The organism is Streptomyces sp. NPDC048623 (assembly GCF_040650755.1).
Lineage (GTDB): Bacteria > Actinomycetota > Actinomycetes > Streptomycetales > Streptomycetaceae > Streptomyces.
This window is the reverse complement of the sequence record NZ_JBEZHV010000031.1, coordinates 22,319-39,167: the sequence shown is the minus strand read 5'-3', so window position 1 is coordinate 39,167 and position 16,849 is coordinate 22,319. Positions and strand designations below refer to the sequence as shown.

Sequence of the window (16,849 nt, the reverse complement as noted above, 5' to 3'; positions counted from 1 at the left end):
TCGGCGGACAGGCTCATCGGTCGTCTCCTTGCGGCCCGTCGGCGGGTCCGGTCGTGCCGGTGGTACCGGCCGGGCCCGCCGGGATGTCGGCGGCGAGCACGCCGAGCAGGTCCTCGGCCAGTTCGGGCTTGAGCAGGCCGTGCGCGAGCGCGCGGTCGGCGGTGGCGCGGGCCATCGCGAGATAGCCGGCGACGGTGCCGGGGGCGTGCTTGTGCAGCTCCGCCACATGGGCGGCGACCGTGCCCGCGTCGCCGCGGGCGACGGGGCCGGTCAGGGCGGCGTCGCCGGACCGCAGCGCGTTGTCCAGGGCGGCGCCGAGCAGGGGGCCGAGCATCCGGTCGGGCGCGGACACCCCGGCCGTACGGAGCAGCTCCATGGCCTGGGCGACCAGGGTGACCAGGTGGTTCGCGCCGAGGGCGAGGGCCGCGTGGTACAGCGGCCGGTTCGCCTCCTCGATCCACTCGGGCTCGCCGCCCATCTCGATGACCAGGGCCTCCGCGGCGAGCCGCAGCTCCTCGGGCGCGGTGACGCCGAAGGAGCAGCCGGCGAGCCGCTGCACGTCCACGGAGGTGCCGGTGAAGGTCATGGCGGGGTGCAGCGCGAGCGGCAGCGCACCGGCCCGGCGGGCCGGGTCGAGCACCCGCACCCCGTACCGCCCGGAGGTGTGCACGACGAGCTGGCCGGGGCGCACCGCACCCGTTTCGGCCAGGCCCTCGACGAGGCCGGGCAGGGCGTCGTCGGGGACGGTGAGCAGGACCAGGTCGGCGAGCGCGAGCACCTGGGCGGGCTCGACGACGGGGACGTCCGGCAGCAGGGCCGCGGCGCGCCTGCGGGAGGCGTCGGAGACCGCGGAGACGGCGACGGGCCGGTGCCCGGCGAGCTGGAGGGCGGCGGCGAGGGCGGGGCCCACGCGTCCGGCGCCGACGACTCCGACGGCGAGCCGGGCGGGGCGGTCCTCGGCGCGGTCCGCCTGGGGGTGCCGGGGGTCTGGTGGTGCGTTCACGGTTTCGGGTCGGCCTTCCGTTCCAGTCCTCGGGGGGTACCGGACGATTTCTGGTCATGCTACGCCAGCGTTTCGCGCTCGCTCGTGGCTGTCCACAGGGTGTGGGCGGCAGTGTGATGATCTGCTCATGGCGGATCAGAGCGAGACCGAGAAGACCACCGCGAACGAGATCGCGAACGAGATCGCGAACGAGGAGTCGGGCCCGGCGTACCGGGCCCGGGTGTGGGGCGGCGCCCGGCGCAAGCTGTGGAACGCGCCGGCGGACGGCACCCTGGGCACCCGGCTGCGCGACCTGGCGGACTGGGTGGCCGGCTCCCCCTACGCCGGCCTGGCCCTCGACATGTACGGCAACGGGGTCGTCGAGGAGCTCGAACGGCGGGTCGCCGAGGAGCTGGGCATGCCCGCCGCGGCGTTCTTCCCGACCGGGACCATGGCCCAGCAGGTCGCCCTGCGCTGCTGGGCCGGGCGCACCGGCAACCCGGTGGTCGCGCTGCACCCGCTGGCCCACCCCGAGGTGCACGAGAACAACGCCTTCGCCGCGGTCAGCGGCCTGCGCACGGTCCACCCGACCGGCGAGCCCCGCCTGCCGACGGCGGACGAGGTCCGCGACCACCCCGAGCCCTTCGGCACCCTGATGCTGGAGCTGCCGCTGCGCGACGCGGGCTTCGTGCTCCCCACGTGGGACGAGCTGGTCGCCGTCGTCGACGCGGCCCGCGAGCGGGACGCGGTCGTCCACTTCGACGGCGCGCGGCTGTGGGACTGCGCCACGCACTTCGGGCGCCCGCTCCCGGAGATCGCGGGGCTCGCCGACAGCGTCTACGTCTCCTTCTACAAGTCCCTCGGCGGCATGTCCGGCGCGGCCCTGGCCGGCCCCGAGGAGCTGATCGAGGAGACGCGGATCTGGCGGCACCGGTACGGGGGCCAGGTCTTCCAGCAGTACCCGGCAGCGCTGACCGCGCTGCGGGGCCTCGACGTGGAACTCCCGCGGCTTCCCTCGTACGTCGCGCACGCGCGCGTGGTGGCGGACGCGCTCCGCGCCGCCCTCGCGGCACCGGGCGGCCCCTCCTGGTTCCGGGTCCACCCGGAGACCCCGCACACCCACCAGTTCCAGGTCTGGCTCCCGTACGACCCGGACATCCTCACGGCCGCGGCCCTCGCCCAGGCGGAACAGACCGGCACCACCCTCTTCCGCCGCTGGTTCCCCGCTCCGGCGGGCGGGCCGCGGGGCCTGGCGGTGACGGAGGTGACGGTGAGCGCGCCGGGCCTGGAGTGGACGTCGGCCGACGTGACGACGGCGGTACGCGACTTCCTGTCGCGCCTGTAGCGGCGCCCCTCGCAGGGCCTGGCGCCCTGCACCTGAACGCCCAGCCGTAGGGCGCCGCACTGATGGTGCGGGTCCAGGCACAGGGGGCGGAGGCGCCGCCAAGCGCGCCGTCCCGTGTGCCCACCCGTCCCGCCCCAGCGGGACGAATGCCCACACGGAGGTGGCGACGGCACACCCCGCACGGAAGTGCACCGCCCGGGCGGGCACCGGCCCACTCGGAGCGGGCCCAGAACGGGGACGGGTGGGCGCACACCCTGCGCGGCAGAAGTGGGCCCGGGAGGTGGCCACCGGCGGGAGTGGGGGGTGTGCAGGGGGGCGACGTTCGGGACGTAAAGCGTGATTTGTGGCGCGGGGACAGGGCGTTCACGACTGATCGGAGCCGTCCGCGCCGTAAATCATGCAGTCCCGAATGCGCCCACCGGAGCGCCCCCCACGCCACCACAGCCACCACCGCCACCACCGCACCTCCCCCGTCCCCGGGCCCGGCGGCGCAGGGGTGCCGTGCTGGGCGGCGCGGTACGTGTCGAGGGCGTGTTGCTGGAGCGCGTTCATGGGCCCACCGTGCGTCCGGCCGCCCACGCGCCGCGCGCCGATTGACGCGGCTCGTCAAACGGCGCGACAACACCGCCCACGGACCCCGCACCATAGACGGCGTGAGCGTGACCATCGACATCACCGGACTGCCGCCCGAGCGGATCACCTTCTGCCCGTCCCCACTCGCCGAACTCGCCAACGCGCTGCACGCGCTCGCCGAGCCCGCCCACCACGCCCGCCTGCACGCGTGGACGACGGCGACCTCCGCCGCCCTGAAGCCCGAGCTGGCCGACCGGCTGCACGAAGCCGACTTCATGTGGCGGTCGACGCGCTCCGACCTCCTGATGCCGGCCCAGCCGCGGGCGACCCTGGCGGAGGAGCTGGACGACCTGGACCGGATGGACGACGAGAGGTTCGTCGGCGCGGCCCTGGAGATCTCGTGCAGCACCAGCCACTACCCGAAGGGCCTGCCGTCGCCGCTCGTCGACGACCGGTCACGGCGCAGGGCACTGGATCTGGCGGCGGCGCGCGGGCCGCGCCAGGCCGCCTTCGTGGAGCGGATGCTGGCCGATCCGACCGCCACGCGCGCGTGGATCCGGCGGCTGATGGAGGACTGCGAGGACGCGTTCTTCGGGGACACCTGGCGCCGGGTCCGCGTCCAGCTCACCGCCGACGCCCGGCACAAGACGGAGCTGCTGCGCCGCAAGGGCCTGGCGGAGGCCCTTGCGGCGGCGTCGCCGGCGCTGAGCGTGGAGGAGGACGAGCACGGCGGCCGCCGGATCGTCGTGGACAAGCTGATGCACGGCCACACCGAGGCCCGCGGCAGCGCGCTGACGCTGCTGCCGAGCGTGTTCGGCTGGCCGCACCTGCTCGCGCTGTACGCGCCGGGCTGGCAGCCGGTGATCCAGTACCCGGTGGCGTCCCACGAGGTCGGCGGCACCGAGTCCGTGGAGACGGTACGGCTGCGCCTGGAGGCGCTGGCCCACCCGATGCGGATGAGCCTGTGCCGCAACCTGTCGCGCAGCGCGTACTCGACGAGCGAGCTGGCCGACGCGTACGGCATCACCGCCCCCGAGGTGTCCCGGCACCTGGCGCTGCTCAAGAAGGCGGGCCTGCTGACCACCCAGCGGCGCGGCCGGTACGTGCTGCACCAGCTGGACTTCTCGGCGGTCGCGCGTCTGGGCAGCGACTTCCTCGAATCGGTCCTGCGGTAGCCGAGCCGACGTCAGTCGAAGCGGATGTGGGAAAGCCCCACCCGCATCCGCCGCAGCCGGTGCCTCACCCGCCCGTCCCTGTCGGGCGCGATCCGCAGGCCCGCCAGCTCCGCGACCCGGTCCGCGACCTGCGGCACGGTCAGCTCGTCCGTACGGATGTGGTGGGCGAACTCCGGTCCGGCGAGCCGCTCCAGGCAGCCGTCCAGCTTCCGTACGGCGAAGCTCTCCCGCTTGAGGCCGCGCCCGAGGCCCCGCTCGGTGAGCCGCCGCAGCACCGTCTCCCGCTCCGCGAGCAGCGCGAAGTGCCGCACCCGTTCCGCGCCGTACGCGTCCCGCAGCCGGCCGACGACCTCGGCGAAGTACGCGGGCTCGACGAGCGTCATCGGCACGATCACCGGCCCGTCGTGCCGCCGCAGCGCCAGGTCCAGGACCTCGTACACGCCCTGCCGCCAGGCCACCAGATCCTGGAAGTCTCCGCGCAACCCCGCCGGCAGCGTGCGGTGCAGGCCGAAGCCGATGTGCTCGGGGTCGCAGACGACGCTGCCCGGCAGCCGTCGCCGCAGCTCGTACGCCGTCTGCGTCTTGCCGCCGCCGAACGGTCCGTTGATCCAGAGCAGCACGCCGGCGCCCACGTCAGCGCCCGCCCGCGCCGCCGCCCGCCCGCACCAGGCCCGTCTCGTACGCGAGGACCACGACCTGCACCCGGTCGCGCAGGTCCAGCTTGGTGAGGATGCGGCCGACGTGGGTCTTCACGGTCGCCTCGGAGAGGACCAGGCGGGCCGCGATCTCGCCGTTCGACAGGCCCTGCGCGACGAGCAGCATGACCTCGCGCTCGCGGTCGGTGAGCCGGTCCAGGTCCTTGTGGCCGGTGTCGTGGCCGCTCGACGGGAGCATCGGCGAGAAGCGGTCGAGGAGGCGGCGGGTGGTGGACGGGGCGACGACCGCGTCGCCGCTGTGCACGGAGCGGATCGCGGCGAGCAGCTCGCCCGGCGGCACGTCCTTCAGCATGAAGCCGCTGGCACCCGCCTTGAGCCCGGAGAAGGCGTACTCGTCGAGGTCGAAGGTGGTCAGGATCAGCACCTTCGGCGCGTCGGGCTCGGAGCAGATCCGCCGGGTGGTCTCCACGCCGTCCAGCTTGGGCATGCGCACATCCATCAGGACGACGTCCACCTGCGTGTTCCGCAACGCCTCCAGGGCCTCGACCCCGTCGCCCGCCTCCGCCACGACCTCCATGTCCGGCTGGGCGGCGAGCACCATGCGGAAACCGGTGCGCAGCAGCACCTGGTCGTCGACGAGCATCACGCGGATGGACATCTTCAGGGGTCCTTACGGTCGTCAGTGGGCGGGCTTCAGGGGGAGCAGGGCGCTGATGCGGAACCCGCCGCCGGGGCGCGGGCCCGCGTCGAGGGTGCCGCCGACCATGCCGACGCGCTCGCGCATGCCGATGAGGCCGTGGCCGCGGCCGTCCGCGCCGCCGTCCTCGTACATCTCCTGCGGCGCCCCGCGCCCGTCGTCCTCGACGAGCAGGCCGAGACCGTCGTCGAAGTAGACGAGCCGGACGCTGGCGCCGGCCTCGGGGCCGCCGTGCTTGCGCGTGTTGGTGAGGGCTTCCTGGACGATCCGGTACGCGGTGAGCTCGACGCCGCTGGGCAGCGGGCGCGCGGTGCCCTCGATCTTGAAGTCGACGGTGAGGCCGGCGCCGCGGACCTGCTCGACCAGGTCCTCGATCTGCCGGACGTCGGGCTGGGGCACGTACTCCCCGGCCTCCTGGTGCTCGCCGGTGCGCAGGATGCCGAGCAGCCGGCGCATCTCGGCGAGGGCCTGCCGGCCGGTGGACGAGATCGTCTCCAGGGCCTGCTTCGCGGTCTCGGGCGAGGAGTCCATGACGTACGCGGCGCCGTCGGCCTGCACCACCATCACGGAGACGTTGTGGGCGACGACGTCGTGCAGCTCGCGGGCGATCCGGGCGCGCTCGGCGGCGACGGCGACCTTGGCCTGCGCCTCGCGCTCCTTCTCCAGGCGGGAGGCACGTTCCTCCAGCTGCGCGAAGTAGGCGCGGCGGGTGCGCAGGGAGTCACCGAGGACCCAGGCGAGGGCGAAGGGCACGGTCATGATGACCGTGAAGAAGACCTTGGCGGCGGAGGAGTCGTTGCCGCCCTCAAGCGGCCAGCGCAGCTGGGAGAGGGTCGCGGCGCTCAGCCCGCCCGCGAGGGCGAGCCGGGAGGCCCAGCGGGGGCCGTCGTGCGCGGCGACGGTGTAGATGATCACGAGCATGGCGAAGTCGGCCATGAACGGGACGAGACCGAAGGCGAGCTGGGCGAGGCCCAGCACCAGCGCAAGGACCAGCATCTTCTCCGGCATGCGCCGCCGCAGCGCCACGACCAGGGACAGCAGCGCGGCGACGACGCCGTACGCGAGGGGCGTGGCGATCGCCCGGTAGGTGGTGCCCACCCACAGCAGGGAGAACCCGAAGAGGACGACGGCCCAGAAGGTGTCGACGCCCGTCGGGTGTCTGCGGAGGAAGTCGTAGAGGCGCTGCACGTGACCCAGCGTAGGGAACGCCGATAGGTGCAGGGGTCAATCGTGGGGGCGATCCTTCCCGCCGGGGCCGTACTCCCCAAGGTGGAGACTGGGCCGCGTGATGAATGAGACGGGTACCGGGACGGGCGAAGGGACAGACGGAGGGACGGGCGAAGGCCGGGGCGAAGGGCAGGGTGCAGGCCGGGGCGCAGGACAGCGCGCAGGACAGGGGTGGCTCGGCTGGCGCGAGGCCATGGAGCGGGCCCTGTACGGCCCCGGCGGCTTCTTCCTGCGGCCCGAGGGACCGGCCGGGCACTTCCGTACCTCGGTGCACGCCTCCCCGCTGTTCGCGGGCGCCGTGGCCCGGCTGCTCGTCCGGACCGCGGAGGAGCTGGACACGCCGACGCCCGCCTTCGTGGACGTCGGCGCCGGACGCGGCGAGCTGCTCACCGGAGTCCTCGCCGCGCTCCCGGCCGGTCTGCGGGACGGGGTCCGGGCGTACGGGGTGGAGCGCGCCGCCCGGCCGGCGGGCCTGGACCCGCGGATCACCTGGACCGACCGGATCCCCGGGGGCGAGCGCGGGCTCCTCTTCGCGAACGAGTGGCTGGACAACGTGCCGGTGGACGTCGCGCAGGCCGACGAGGACGGCACGGTCCGGTACGTGGAGGTCGATACGGGCGACGCGGGCGGTGCGGAACGGCTCGGCCCGGCCGTGACCGGCCCGGACGCCGCGTGGCTGGAGCGCTGGTGGCCGCTGCGGGAGCCGGGCGCCCGGGCGGAGATCGGCCGGCCGCGCGACGAGGCCTGGGCGGCGGCGGTCGGCGCGCTCGCGGCGGGCACGGCGGTCGCCGTCGACTACGCGCACCTGGCCCCCGCCCGGCCGCCCTTCGGCACCCTCACCGCCTTCCACGACGGCCGCGAGGTCCCGCCGGTCCCGGACGGCAGCCGGGACCTGACCGCGCACGTGGCCCTGGACGCCTGCGCGGCCGCGATGGCCGGTGGTGGCGAGACCGAGCTGCTCACCCAGCGCGAGGCCCTGCACGCCCTCGGCGTCACCGGCACCCGCCCGCCCCTCTCCCTCGCCTCCACCGACCCCGCCGGCTACCTCCGCGCGCTCGCCGCGGCCGGCGAGGCCGCCGAACTGACGGCCCGGGGCGGCCTCGGCGACTTCCTGTGGCTGATGCGGCGGGTCCCGGGCGCCGGGGGCCGCGAGGGATACTGAGCGGCATGACGGAGACCACGGTCGGCATCGGCGGCGCGGCGGAGAGCACCGACATGGTGCTGAACATCGGGCCGCAGCACCCCTCCACCCACGGCGTGCTCCGGCTGCGCCTGGTGCTCGACGGCGAGGTGGTGCGGGAGGCCGAGCCGGTGGTCGGGTACATGCACCGCGGCGCGGAGAAGCTGTTCGAGGCGCGGGACTACCGGCAGATCATCATGCTGGCCAACCGGCACGACTGGCTGTCCGCGTTCTCCAACGAGCTCGGGGTCGTCATGGGCGTCGAGCGGATGCTCGGCATGGAGGTGCCGGAGCGGGCCGTGTGGACGCGCACGCTGCTCGCCGAGCTGAACCGGGTCCTCAACCATCTGATGTTCCTCGGCTCGTACCCGCTCGAACTGGGCGGCATCACCCCCGTCTTCTACGCCTTCCGCGAGCGCGAGGAGCTCCAGGCCGTCATGGAGGAGGTCTCCGGCGGCCGGATGCACTACATGTTCAACCGGGTCGGCGGCCTGAAGGAGGACCTGCCGGCCGGCTGGCTCGGCCGGGCCCGGCAGGCGGTCGCGGACGTGCGCTCGCGGATGGACGTGTACGACAAGCTGGTGCTCGGCAACGAGATCTTCCGGGGACGCACCCGGGGCGTCGGCGTGCTGCGCCCGGAGACGGTGCACGCGTACGGGGTGTCCGGGCCGATCGCGCGCGCCTCGGGCGTCGACTTCGACCTGCGCCGGGACGAGCCGTATCTGGCGTACGGGGAGCTCCAGGACGTGCTGCGGGTGGTGACCCGGACCGAGGGCGACTGCCTGGCCCGCTTCGAGTGCCTGCTCGACCAGACGCACAACGCGCTCGAGCTCGCGGACGCCTGCCTCGACCGGCTCGACGAGCTGCCGCAGGGGCCGGTCAACCAGCGGCTGCCGAAGGTCCTGAAGGCGCCGGAGGGGCACACGTACGCCTGGACCGAGAACCCGCTCGGCATCAACGGCTACTACCTGGTGTCCAAGGGCGAGAAGACCCCGTACCGGCTGAAGCTGCGCTCGGCGTCGTACAACAACATCCAGGCGCTGACGGAGCTGCTGCCGGGGACGCTGGTCGCGGACATGGTGGCGATCCTCGGCTCGCTGTTCTTCGTGGTCGGCGACATCGACAAGTAGCACGCGCACACATACGCGGAAGGCGCCGGTGGACGGGTCCACCGGCGCCTTCCGCGTACCTGTCGGTCGTTACGAGCTGACCGCGCCGCGCAGCTCCGCCACATCGAGCTGCTCGGTCTCGTCGTGCGCGGTCAGGTCGATGACCTGGCCGACCGCGCGCTGCTCCGGGGGCAGCGGCTCGGCGGCCGCGAGGGCCTCCTCCAGGACCTCCTCGCCGACGACGTCGGCCAGGTCCGTGTCCTGGACGGCCTCGATCGCGGCGGCGGCCTTCTTCGCGCCGAGCGCGGGCCGCCCGCTCCCCTGGGTGCCGAAGTAGTCGAAGTTGCCGGAGGGACGGGGTGCGGGGCGGCGGGCGGCGTACGGGACGATCGCGGCCGCGGCCGGCACATGGCGCATGGCGGGCGCCTTGGTGTGGGCGTCGTCCTGCGCGGGCGCGGGCGCCGGTACGGGAGCGGGCGCGGCGGCCTGGGCAACCGGGGCTCCCGCCGCCGGCTCCAGCTCTGCCACCGGCTGTTCCTCCGGCTCCACCGCGGGCTCCGGCTCCGGCTGCTCGTCCGGCTCCGCCTCCTCCTTCGCCAGCCTCCGCAGCGCCTCGGCCGCCCGGCGGTAGGCCTCGGGCGTCGGCGTGGATCCGGCGGCCGGGAGTTCCTTGACGGCGCCGGCACCGGCGGCGGTCGCGGCGGAGGTCTCCAGGGCGAGCACGCGGCGCCCCTCCAGGGCGCTGGCGCGCTCGGTCTCCGCCGTGGCGTAGCGGCGGAGCAGGTCGGCGTGCTCGGTGCGCAGGCCGGCGAGCTCGACGCGCTTGGCTCGCAGCTTGGCGTCCAGGCGGGTGCGCAGCTCGCGCGACTCCTCCAGGTCGGACTCCAGCTCGGCGATCCGCTCCTCGTGCTTCCACTGGTCGGCGGTGCGGGCCCGGTCCAGCTCGGCGACCTGGCGGCCGGCGCTCCGGTCCCAACTGCGCATGAGGACGGCGCCGGTGACCGCGGCGGCCGCCGCGGCCGCGACGAGCAGCCGCAGCACCACGGGATCACCGAGCAGCCAGGCGCCCGCGGCACAGACGACCGAAGCCCCGGCGACCGCGGAGGGCGGCAGGAGCTTGTGCAGGGGTGGGGAATGGCGGTGACGTCCACGTGGCATGGCCTGAAATTTACCGTGCGTAGGCGCCGTATGGGGGGTCGGCCCGGCAATCTCTTGGCGAGTTCTCACCGTCGCCGCCCCGGCCCGTCCCCTTTACCGGACGGGCCGGGCGGACTCCCCTTCTCCCGGGCCTACTTCTTGAGCAGCCCCTTCGACTCCAGATAGGCCTTCGCGACGTCCTCGGGCTTGGCGCGCTCGGCGTCCACCCTGCGGTTGAGTTCGGCGAGATCCGCCGTGGTGAGCACCTTGGTGATCTTGTCGAGGGCGGCGGCTATCTCCGGCGATCCGGCGTCCTCGGCATTGACGACGGGCAGGACGTTGTCCGCGTTCTGGAGCTTCTTGTCGTCCTGGAGGAAGACGAGTCCGAAGGACTCCACGGTGGCGTCCGTGGTGGTCGTGAGCACGAGCTGGTCGATGCCGTCCTTGACGGCCTGCTTGGCCTGCGGGGTGCCGACGCCCTTGGGGTCGACGCCGGTCACGTCGATGCCGTAGACCTTCTTCAGACCCGGCGCGCAGAAGGGCCGGATCCCGCATTCGTCGCCCGCCGCGATCTTCACCTTCAGCTCGGCGCCGCCGAGATCGGAAAGCGTGGTCAGCTTGTTCTTCTCCGCGAATTCCCTGCTCACGGCGAAGGCGTTCTGGTCGACCGCCGCGCCGTAAGCCAGCACCTTCAGTCCGCGCGGCTCGGCGAGCTTCTTGAGGGCTTCCGTGGTGGCGGCCGGGTCTCCGGAGGCGACCGGCCTCTCCTCGGGGGCCTTCGGCCCGTTCGCCTTCGCGTTGAGGAATTCCGCGAGCGTGGCCGCGTATTCCGGTACGACGTCGATCTCGCCCTTCTCCAGGGACGGTTCGTACAGCTCGCGATTCTTCACGGTGGTGATGCTCGCGGAGTATCCGGCGTCGTCGAGCAGCTGGGCGTAGAGCTCGGCGAGCACCTTCGCCTCGGTGAACGCGGCCGCGCCGACCACGACCGAGCCCTTCTTGCCGCCGCTGCCGCTCCCGCCCCCGCCGCCGGCCTTGGACTGCTCCAGGCTGTCGCCGCCCCCGCACGCGGCGAGCGAGACGGCCAGCGCCATCGCGCCCAGTACCGCCCCCGTGCTGCGCAAGGTCCTGCTCACAAAGATCATCCCTTCGGTCGTGCGGCGCGGCCGAGCAACCGGTCCGCTGCCACGAGCAGCCCCTCCACGAGAAGGGCGAGCAGGGCCACGAGCACGGCGCCCGCGACCACCTGCGGTGTGTCGTACGTGTTGAATCCGGCGGTGATGATCCGGCCGAGGCCGCCCTGGCCGACCATGGCGGCGATGGTCGCGGTGGCGACCACCTGCACCGCCGCGGAGCGCAGCCCGGTCATCAGCATCGGCCGGGCCAGCGGCAGTTCGACCCCGCGGAACAGCTGTCCGCCGGACATGCCCATCCCGCGGGCGGCCTCGACGACCGCGCGGTCCACCTCCCGTACGCCCACATAGGCGTGGGTGAGCAGCGGGGGTATCGCGAAGAGCACGAGCGCGACGACGGTGGGCACGTATCCGGCGTTGCGCAGCGGCGAGATCGCGAAGAGGGCGAGGACGGCGAAGACGGGGACGGCCCGGCCGGCGTTGGAGAGGTTGACGGCGAGCGTCCCGCCCCGGCCGAGGTGCCCGAGCCACAGACCGAGCGGCAGGGCGACGGCGCAGGCGAGGAGCAGCGCGGTCCCGCTCACGTACAGGTGCTCGGCGAGCCGGTGCCACACGCCGCCCTCGCCCGACCAGTGGGCGCCGGTGGTGAGCCAGCTCCAGGCGTCCGCGACGACCCCCATGTCAGGCACCTCCCGTGCGGCCGGCCGCGGCCCGGACCCGGGTCCAGGGCGTGAGGAGCCGCTGGAGGCCGAGCAGCAGCAGGTCGGCGGCGACCGCGAGGAGCACGCAGAGCACCGAGGCGGCGAGCACCTGGGCCTTGAAGAAGGTGGGCAGGGCGTCCTCGATGAGGTTGCCCAGACCGCCGCGGCCGACGAGGGAGCCGACCGTGGTGAGCGCGACGGTGGAGACCGTCGCCATCCGTATGCCCGCCATCAGCGCGGGCAGCGCGAGGGGGAGTTCGACCTCCCAGAGCAGCCGGCCCGCCCCGTACCCCATGCCGCGGGCGGCCTCCCGGGTCTCGGCGGGCACGGCCGCGAGTCCGGCGAGGACCCCGCGCACCAGGATGGTCAGCGAGTAGAGCACGAGTCCGGTCACGACCAGCGCGCTGGACAGGCCGAGGAAGGGCAGCAGCAGCGAGAACATCGCGAGCGAGGGGACCGTGTAGAGCAGGGTGGTGAGGCCGAGGACCGGTCCGGCGAGGCGCGGCCGGGCCCGTACGAGCAGCGCGAGCGGGAACGCGACGGCCAGACCGAGCAGCACCGACGCGGCGGTGATGCCCGCGTGCTGGAGGGTGGCGTCGGTCAACTCCTGGGCGCGGGTGCGCAGATACTCCCCGCAGATCCAGTCGTTCGCCACCAGGCAGTTAGCCGCGGCCATGCCGTACACACCCCCCGTCCCGGACCCCGTCGCCGACGCTCTTCGCGCGCCCGAACAGTCGAACATCGTTCTGCCGACCGTCATTCCCGCCACTGACGAACGCGGGCCGCATGGGGCGAGAATGGGACCCATGATCCGGTTCGAGCAGGTGACCAAGCGCTACGCGGACGGCACGACAGCGGTCGACGACCTGACCTTCGAGGTCGCCGAGGGCGAACTGGTCACGCTCGTCGGCCCGTCCGGCTGCGGCAAGACCACCACCATGAAGATGGTCAACCGGCTCGTCGAACCCAGCTCCGGCCGGATCCTGCTCGGCGGCGAGGACGTCGCCGCCGTCGACCCGGTCCGGCTGCGCCGCACCATCGGCTACGTCATCCAGCAGGTCGGCCTCTTCCCGCACCGCACCGTCCTCGACAACACCGCCACCGTCCCGGCCCTGCTCGGCTGGAAGAAGGCGAAGGCGCGCGAGCGGGCCGCCGAACTCCTCGACCTGGTGGGCCTCGACCCCGGCACCTACGGCCACCGCTACCCCGAGCAGCTCTCCGGCGGACAGCGCCAGCGGGTCGGGGTGGCCCGGGCGCTCGCCGCCGACCCGCCGGTGCTCCTCATGGACGAGCCCTTCGGCGCGGTCGACCCGGTGGTGCGCGAGCACCTGCAGAGCGAGTTCCTGCGCCTGCAGGCCACCGTCCGCAAGACGGTGCTGTTCGTCACCCACGACCTGGAGGAGGCGGTCCGCCTGGGCGACCGCATCGCCGTCTACGGGCAGGGCCGCATCGAGCAGTTCGACACCCCGGCCACCGTGCTCGCCGCGCCCGCCACCCCGTACGTCGCCGACTTCGTCGGCGCGGACCGCGACCTGAAGCGGCTCGCCGTCACCCCGCTCACCGAGGCCGACCTGGAGCCTCGCGCCGACGGAGAGGGCCCGGACAAGGCCCCCGCCGTCCCCGCCGTCCCTCTCGGCGCATCGCTCAAGGACGCCCTCGCCGTCCTGCTCCGGCACGACTCCGGGCGCATCGCCGTCCACGCGCCCGGCGCGCCCGACCGGGTGCTCGGCTCCCTCACCGCGGCCGGGATCCACCGCGCCCTGCGCCGTACGACCACCGTGGACACGGAGCAGGTCAGCTCGCGCTGAGGCGGCCGGCCATCCACACCAGGCCCGGCGGGATCTCCCTGTTCCAGGTGTTGAAGTTGTGGCCGCCGCTGTCGAGGATGATCGACGAGACCCGGGCCGGAGCCTTCACCTTGCGCATGAACTCCTTCGTCGCCTTCAGATTGCCCTCCCCGTGGTGCGAGGACGTCACCAGGAACGAGGAGTTCCGCTGCGGCAGGTGGTCCAGGCTCCACAGCAGGTCAGCCCGCTTCCTCGCCGCCTTGTCCCCGTGGAACAGATCGCCGGTCGTCACGTCCTCCGCAGCCTTGTAGTACGCGGAGAAGCCCGCGGCCGCGGCGAACCGGTCCGGGTGGTGCAGCACGATCTTCAGGGCGCAGTAGCCGCCGGTCGAGTTGCCCATGAAGCCCCAGTTCCGCGCCCGCGTCCCGACCCGGTAGGTCTGCGAGATCGCCTTCGGCAGGTCCTCGGCGAAGAAGGTCTCGGTCTGCGGCCCGCCCGGCACGTCCACGCACTCGGTGTCCCGCGGCGGCGCGACCGTCGGCCGCAGCATCACCAGGATCATCGGCTGCATCTTCTCGTCCCTGGCCTGCTGATACGCCGTCCGGGGGTACTTCAGGCCCTTGAGCAGGTTCTCCGCCGTGCCCGGATACCCGGTCAGCACCACGGCGGCCGGGAACGTCGCCTTCGCGTACCGCTCCTGGAAGTACTCCGGCGGCAGATACACGTACGCCGGGGAGTCGATCCGCGACTTCTCACCCGCTATGACGATCTTCTGTATCTGCCCGCCGACCGAGGGACGGGAGCCGCCCGGCACGCCGTCGAGCGCCTGCGTGCCCACCACCTGCACGTCATGGGAGCCGGCCGAGCGGTCCACCACCACCCCGAGCTCCTGCTCCTGCCCGAACAGGTCCGCCCAGGAGCCGTAGAAGAGGAAGGAGTTGTTCGCCGCCAGACCGACCGAGGCGAACAGGGCCAGCTGGGTGACGAGCAGCATGCCGATCCGTCCCAGGACGGACTTCCAGCCGCCGCGCGCGAGCCGCGGCCACAGCCAGACCGTGGCCGCGAACAGCACCACGGCCAGCACGACCGCCAGCACGAGAACCTTGTTGCTGGTGAGACCCATGAGACGCCCGAGCTCTCTTCCTGAATGTTCCCTGAGATTTCCCGTAGGGCGAATGAACCCGCCCCATCGCTGCTCCGTCCTAGAAGGCGCAAAACGCAACCTCCGGCACGGCCCGCCCAAGCGCCCTGGCCCAGCCGGATCAACGATCTCTCGCGGAGCCACGGGAAGCACGGGAAGCGATGTCTGTCACGGTAGATGGGGACAAATCAGGATCGGTTCCGAATCGGGTGCGCCGGATCGTACGCGGCCCCCGACCGGAAAAGGTCCCGACACTCGTCGGCACGGCCTGCACGCTCATCGGCCTGCTCGACATCGCCGCGGGAGTCCTCCCGCGGTTCCGGGCCAGCAGGATGCACGCGGCCGCCGAGGTCCTCCCCGGCACCCTCGGGCCGCTCTCCGCCGCCCTCTCCCTCAGCGCGGGCGTGCTGCTCCTGCTCCTCGCCCACGGCCTCAAGCGCAACAAGCGCCGCGCCTGGCGCGCCGCCGTCGTCCTGCTGCCACTCGGCGCGGCCGCCCAGCTCACCTGGCGCCACTCCGTCACCGGCGCCGTGCTCTCCCTCGCCCTGCTCACCCTGCTCGGCGTGCACCGCGACCAGTTCGCCGCCCTGCCCGACCCGCGCAGCCGCTGGCGCGCCGTCGCCAACTTCGTCCTGATGGGCGCCGGCTCCCTCGCCCTCGGCCTGGTCATCGTCAGCGCCCACCCGCGCCGGGTCATCGGCAGCCCCAGCCTCGCCGACCGCCTCGAACACGTCCTGTACGGCCTGTTCGGCGTCGAAGGCCCCGTCGACTACACCGGCAACACCGGCTGGACCGTCGGCTACTCCCTCGGCGCCCTCGGCATGCTCACCGCCCTCACCACCATCTACCTCGCCTTCCGGCCCGAACACCCGGCCGCCCGGCTCACCGAGGACGACGAGACCCGGCTGCGCGCCCTCCTCGACAAGCACGGAGCCCGCGACTCCCTCGGCCACTTCGCGCTCCGCCGCGACAAGGGCGTCGTCTTCTCCCCCAGCGGCAAGGCCGCCGTCTGCTACCGCGTCGTCTCCGGCGTCATGCTCGCCAGCGGCGACCCCATCGGCGACGTCGAGGCCTGGCCCGGCGCCATCGAACGCTTCATGGACGAGGCCAAGGCCCACTCCTGGACCCCCGCCGTCATGGGCTGCTCCGAGACCGGCGGCCAGGTCTGGACCCGCGAGACCGGACTCGACGCCCTCGAACTCGGCGACGAGGCCGTCGTCGACGTCGCCGGCTTCTCCCTCTCCGGCCGCGCCATGCGCAACGTCCGCCAGATGGTCAAGCGCATCGAACGCAACGGCTACACCACCAAGGTCCGCCGCGTCGCCGACCTCAGCGAGGGCGAACTCGAACGCGTCCGCCGCGCCGCCGAGGACTGGCGCGGCACCGACACCGAACGCGGCTTCTCCATGGCCCTCGGCCGCATCGGCGGCCCCGGCGACGGGGAGGCGGTCATAGCGACCGCACACAAAGAGGACGACGACCCCACCGCCGCCGACTCCCCGTACGGCGACCTGAAGGCGATCATCCACTTCGTCCCGTGGGGCACCGACGGCATGTCCCTGGAGCTCATGCGCCGCGACCGCAGCGCCGACCCCGGCATGAACGAACTCCTCATCGTCGCCGCCCTCCAGCAGGCCCCCCGCCTCGGCATCGCCCGCGTCTCCCTCAACTTCGCGATGTTCCGCGCCGCCCTCGCCCGCGGCGAGAAGATCGGCGCCGGACCCGTCCTGCGCGTGTGGCGCGGCCTGCTCGTCTTCCTCTCCCGCTGGTTCCAGATCGAGTCGCTGTACAAGTTCAACGCCAAGTTCCAGCCCCGCTGGGAACCCCGCTTCGTCGTCTACCGCAAGAGCGGCGACCTCCCCCGCATCGGCTTCGCCGCCATGCAGGCCGAGGGCTTCGTGAACCTCTCACTCCCCCGCCCCTTCACCCGCCGCTCCCGCGCCAAGGCCCCCCGCCCCTGCGCCCACATCGTGCCCTCCCAGAGCGAGCACGAGGTCGCCGCCTGA

Annotated in this window: 15 protein-coding genes; 6 read left to right on the top strand and 9 right to left on the bottom strand. The window is 73.3% G+C overall.

Features of this window, described 5'->3' with window-relative positions; translation table 11 throughout:
* Nucleotides 1-13: 13 nt before the first annotated feature.
* On the bottom strand, nt 14-1,003 hold the full coding sequence (locus AB0C73_RS32095) for a DUF2520 domain-containing protein (RefSeq protein ID WP_362536907.1): 990 nt from the start codon (nt 1,001-1,003) through the stop codon (nt 14-16).
* A 127-nt stretch (nt 1,004-1,130) separates the two neighbouring features.
* On the opposite strand from AB0C73_RS32095, the gene AB0C73_RS32090 reads away from it, so the two are divergent.
* Together AB0C73_RS32090 and AB0C73_RS32085 are read left to right on the top strand one after the other, a co-directional pair.
* On the top strand, nt 1,131-2,327 hold the full coding sequence (locus tag AB0C73_RS32090) for a beta-eliminating lyase-related protein (protein ID WP_362536906.1): 1,197 nt from the start codon (nt 1,131-1,133) through the stop codon (nt 2,325-2,327).
* Nucleotides 2,328-2,980: 653 nt separating this feature from the next.
* Nucleotides 2,981-4,075: a DUF5937 family protein gene (locus tag AB0C73_RS32085; protein ID WP_362536905.1), complete on the top strand. Its 1,095-nt coding sequence runs from the start codon at nt 2,981-2,983 to the stop codon at nt 4,073-4,075.
* 11 nt (nt 4,076-4,086) lie between these two features.
* Here AB0C73_RS32085 and AB0C73_RS32080 read toward each other — a convergent pair whose 3' ends face one another.
* The 3 genes from AB0C73_RS32080 to AB0C73_RS32070 are packed head-to-tail and all read right to left on the bottom strand — an operon-like array spanning nt 4,087 to nt 6,616.
* Nucleotides 4,087-4,695, bottom strand: coding sequence for an ATP-binding protein (locus AB0C73_RS32080; RefSeq protein ID WP_362536944.1), 609 nt, complete (start codon nt 4,693-4,695; stop codon nt 4,087-4,089).
* 13 nt (nt 4,696-4,708) lie between these two features.
* Nucleotides 4,709-5,389, bottom strand: coding sequence for a response regulator transcription factor (locus AB0C73_RS32075; RefSeq protein WP_362536904.1), 681 nt, complete (start codon nt 5,387-5,389; stop codon nt 4,709-4,711).
* A gap of 21 nt (nt 5,390-5,410) precedes the next feature.
* Nucleotides 5,411-6,616: a sensor histidine kinase gene (locus AB0C73_RS32070; RefSeq protein WP_362536903.1), complete on the bottom strand. Its 1,206-nt coding sequence runs from the start codon at nt 6,614-6,616 to the stop codon at nt 5,411-5,413.
* Between the two features lie 232 nt (nt 6,617-6,848).
* Between AB0C73_RS32070 and AB0C73_RS32065 the strand changes: the two genes are divergently transcribed.
* Together AB0C73_RS32065 and AB0C73_RS32060 are read left to right on the top strand one after the other, a co-directional pair.
* Nucleotides 6,849-7,817: an SAM-dependent methyltransferase gene (locus AB0C73_RS32065; protein WP_362536902.1), complete on the top strand. Its 969-nt coding sequence runs from the start codon at nt 6,849-6,851 to the stop codon at nt 7,815-7,817.
* A gap of 5 nt (nt 7,818-7,822) precedes the next feature.
* Nucleotides 7,823-8,965, top strand: coding sequence for an NADH-quinone oxidoreductase subunit D (locus AB0C73_RS32060; RefSeq protein ID WP_362536901.1), 1,143 nt, complete (start codon nt 7,823-7,825; stop codon nt 8,963-8,965).
* Nucleotides 8,966-9,034: 69 nt separating this feature from the next.
* On the opposite strand, the gene AB0C73_RS32055 is transcribed toward AB0C73_RS32060, so the two are convergent.
* The 4 genes from AB0C73_RS32055 to AB0C73_RS32040 all read right to left on the bottom strand — a co-directional run bounded on the left by AB0C73_RS32055 (nt 9,035) and on the right by AB0C73_RS32040 (nt 12,591).
* Nucleotides 9,035-10,102, bottom strand: coding sequence for a hypothetical protein (locus tag AB0C73_RS32055; protein WP_362536900.1), 1,068 nt, complete (start codon nt 10,100-10,102; stop codon nt 9,035-9,037).
* Nucleotides 10,103-10,233: 131 nt separating this feature from the next.
* Nucleotides 10,234-11,226 (bottom strand): ABC transporter substrate-binding protein, encoded by a 993-nt coding sequence (locus tag AB0C73_RS32050; protein WP_362536899.1) that lies wholly within the window; start codon nt 11,224-11,226, stop codon nt 10,234-10,236.
* Nucleotides 11,223-11,894 carry an ABC transporter permease gene (locus AB0C73_RS32045; RefSeq protein WP_362536898.1) on the bottom strand — a complete coding sequence of 224 codons (672 nt, stop codon included), beginning with the start codon at nt 11,892-11,894 and terminating at the stop codon, nt 11,223-11,225. Before AB0C73_RS32045 ends, AB0C73_RS32050 begins: the two co-directional genes overlap by 4 nt.
* 1 nt (nt 11,895) lies before the next feature.
* The gene (locus AB0C73_RS32040) at nt 11,896-12,591 is read right to left on the bottom strand and encodes an ABC transporter permease (protein WP_362536897.1); all 696 of its coding nucleotides are present in this window, start codon (nt 12,589-12,591) and stop codon (nt 11,896-11,898) included.
* Between the two features lie 130 nt (nt 12,592-12,721).
* Between AB0C73_RS32040 and AB0C73_RS32035 the strand changes: the two genes are divergently transcribed.
* Nucleotides 12,722-13,723, top strand: coding sequence for an ATP-binding cassette domain-containing protein (locus AB0C73_RS32035; RefSeq protein ID WP_362536896.1), 1,002 nt, complete (start codon nt 12,722-12,724; stop codon nt 13,721-13,723).
* Here the strand turns inward: AB0C73_RS32035 and AB0C73_RS32030 are convergent.
* Nucleotides 13,710-14,825 (bottom strand): alpha/beta hydrolase-fold protein, encoded by a 1,116-nt coding sequence (locus tag AB0C73_RS32030; protein ID WP_362536895.1) that lies wholly within the window; start codon nt 14,823-14,825, stop codon nt 13,710-13,712. The genes AB0C73_RS32035 and AB0C73_RS32030 overlap by 14 nt on opposite strands.
* A gap of 179 nt (nt 14,826-15,004) precedes the next feature.
* On the opposite strand from AB0C73_RS32030, the gene AB0C73_RS32025 reads away from it, so the two are divergent.
* Nucleotides 15,005-16,849, top strand: a complete 1,845-nt coding sequence (locus tag AB0C73_RS32025; RefSeq protein ID WP_362536894.1) for a phosphatidylglycerol lysyltransferase domain-containing protein — start codon at nt 15,005-15,007, stop codon at nt 16,847-16,849.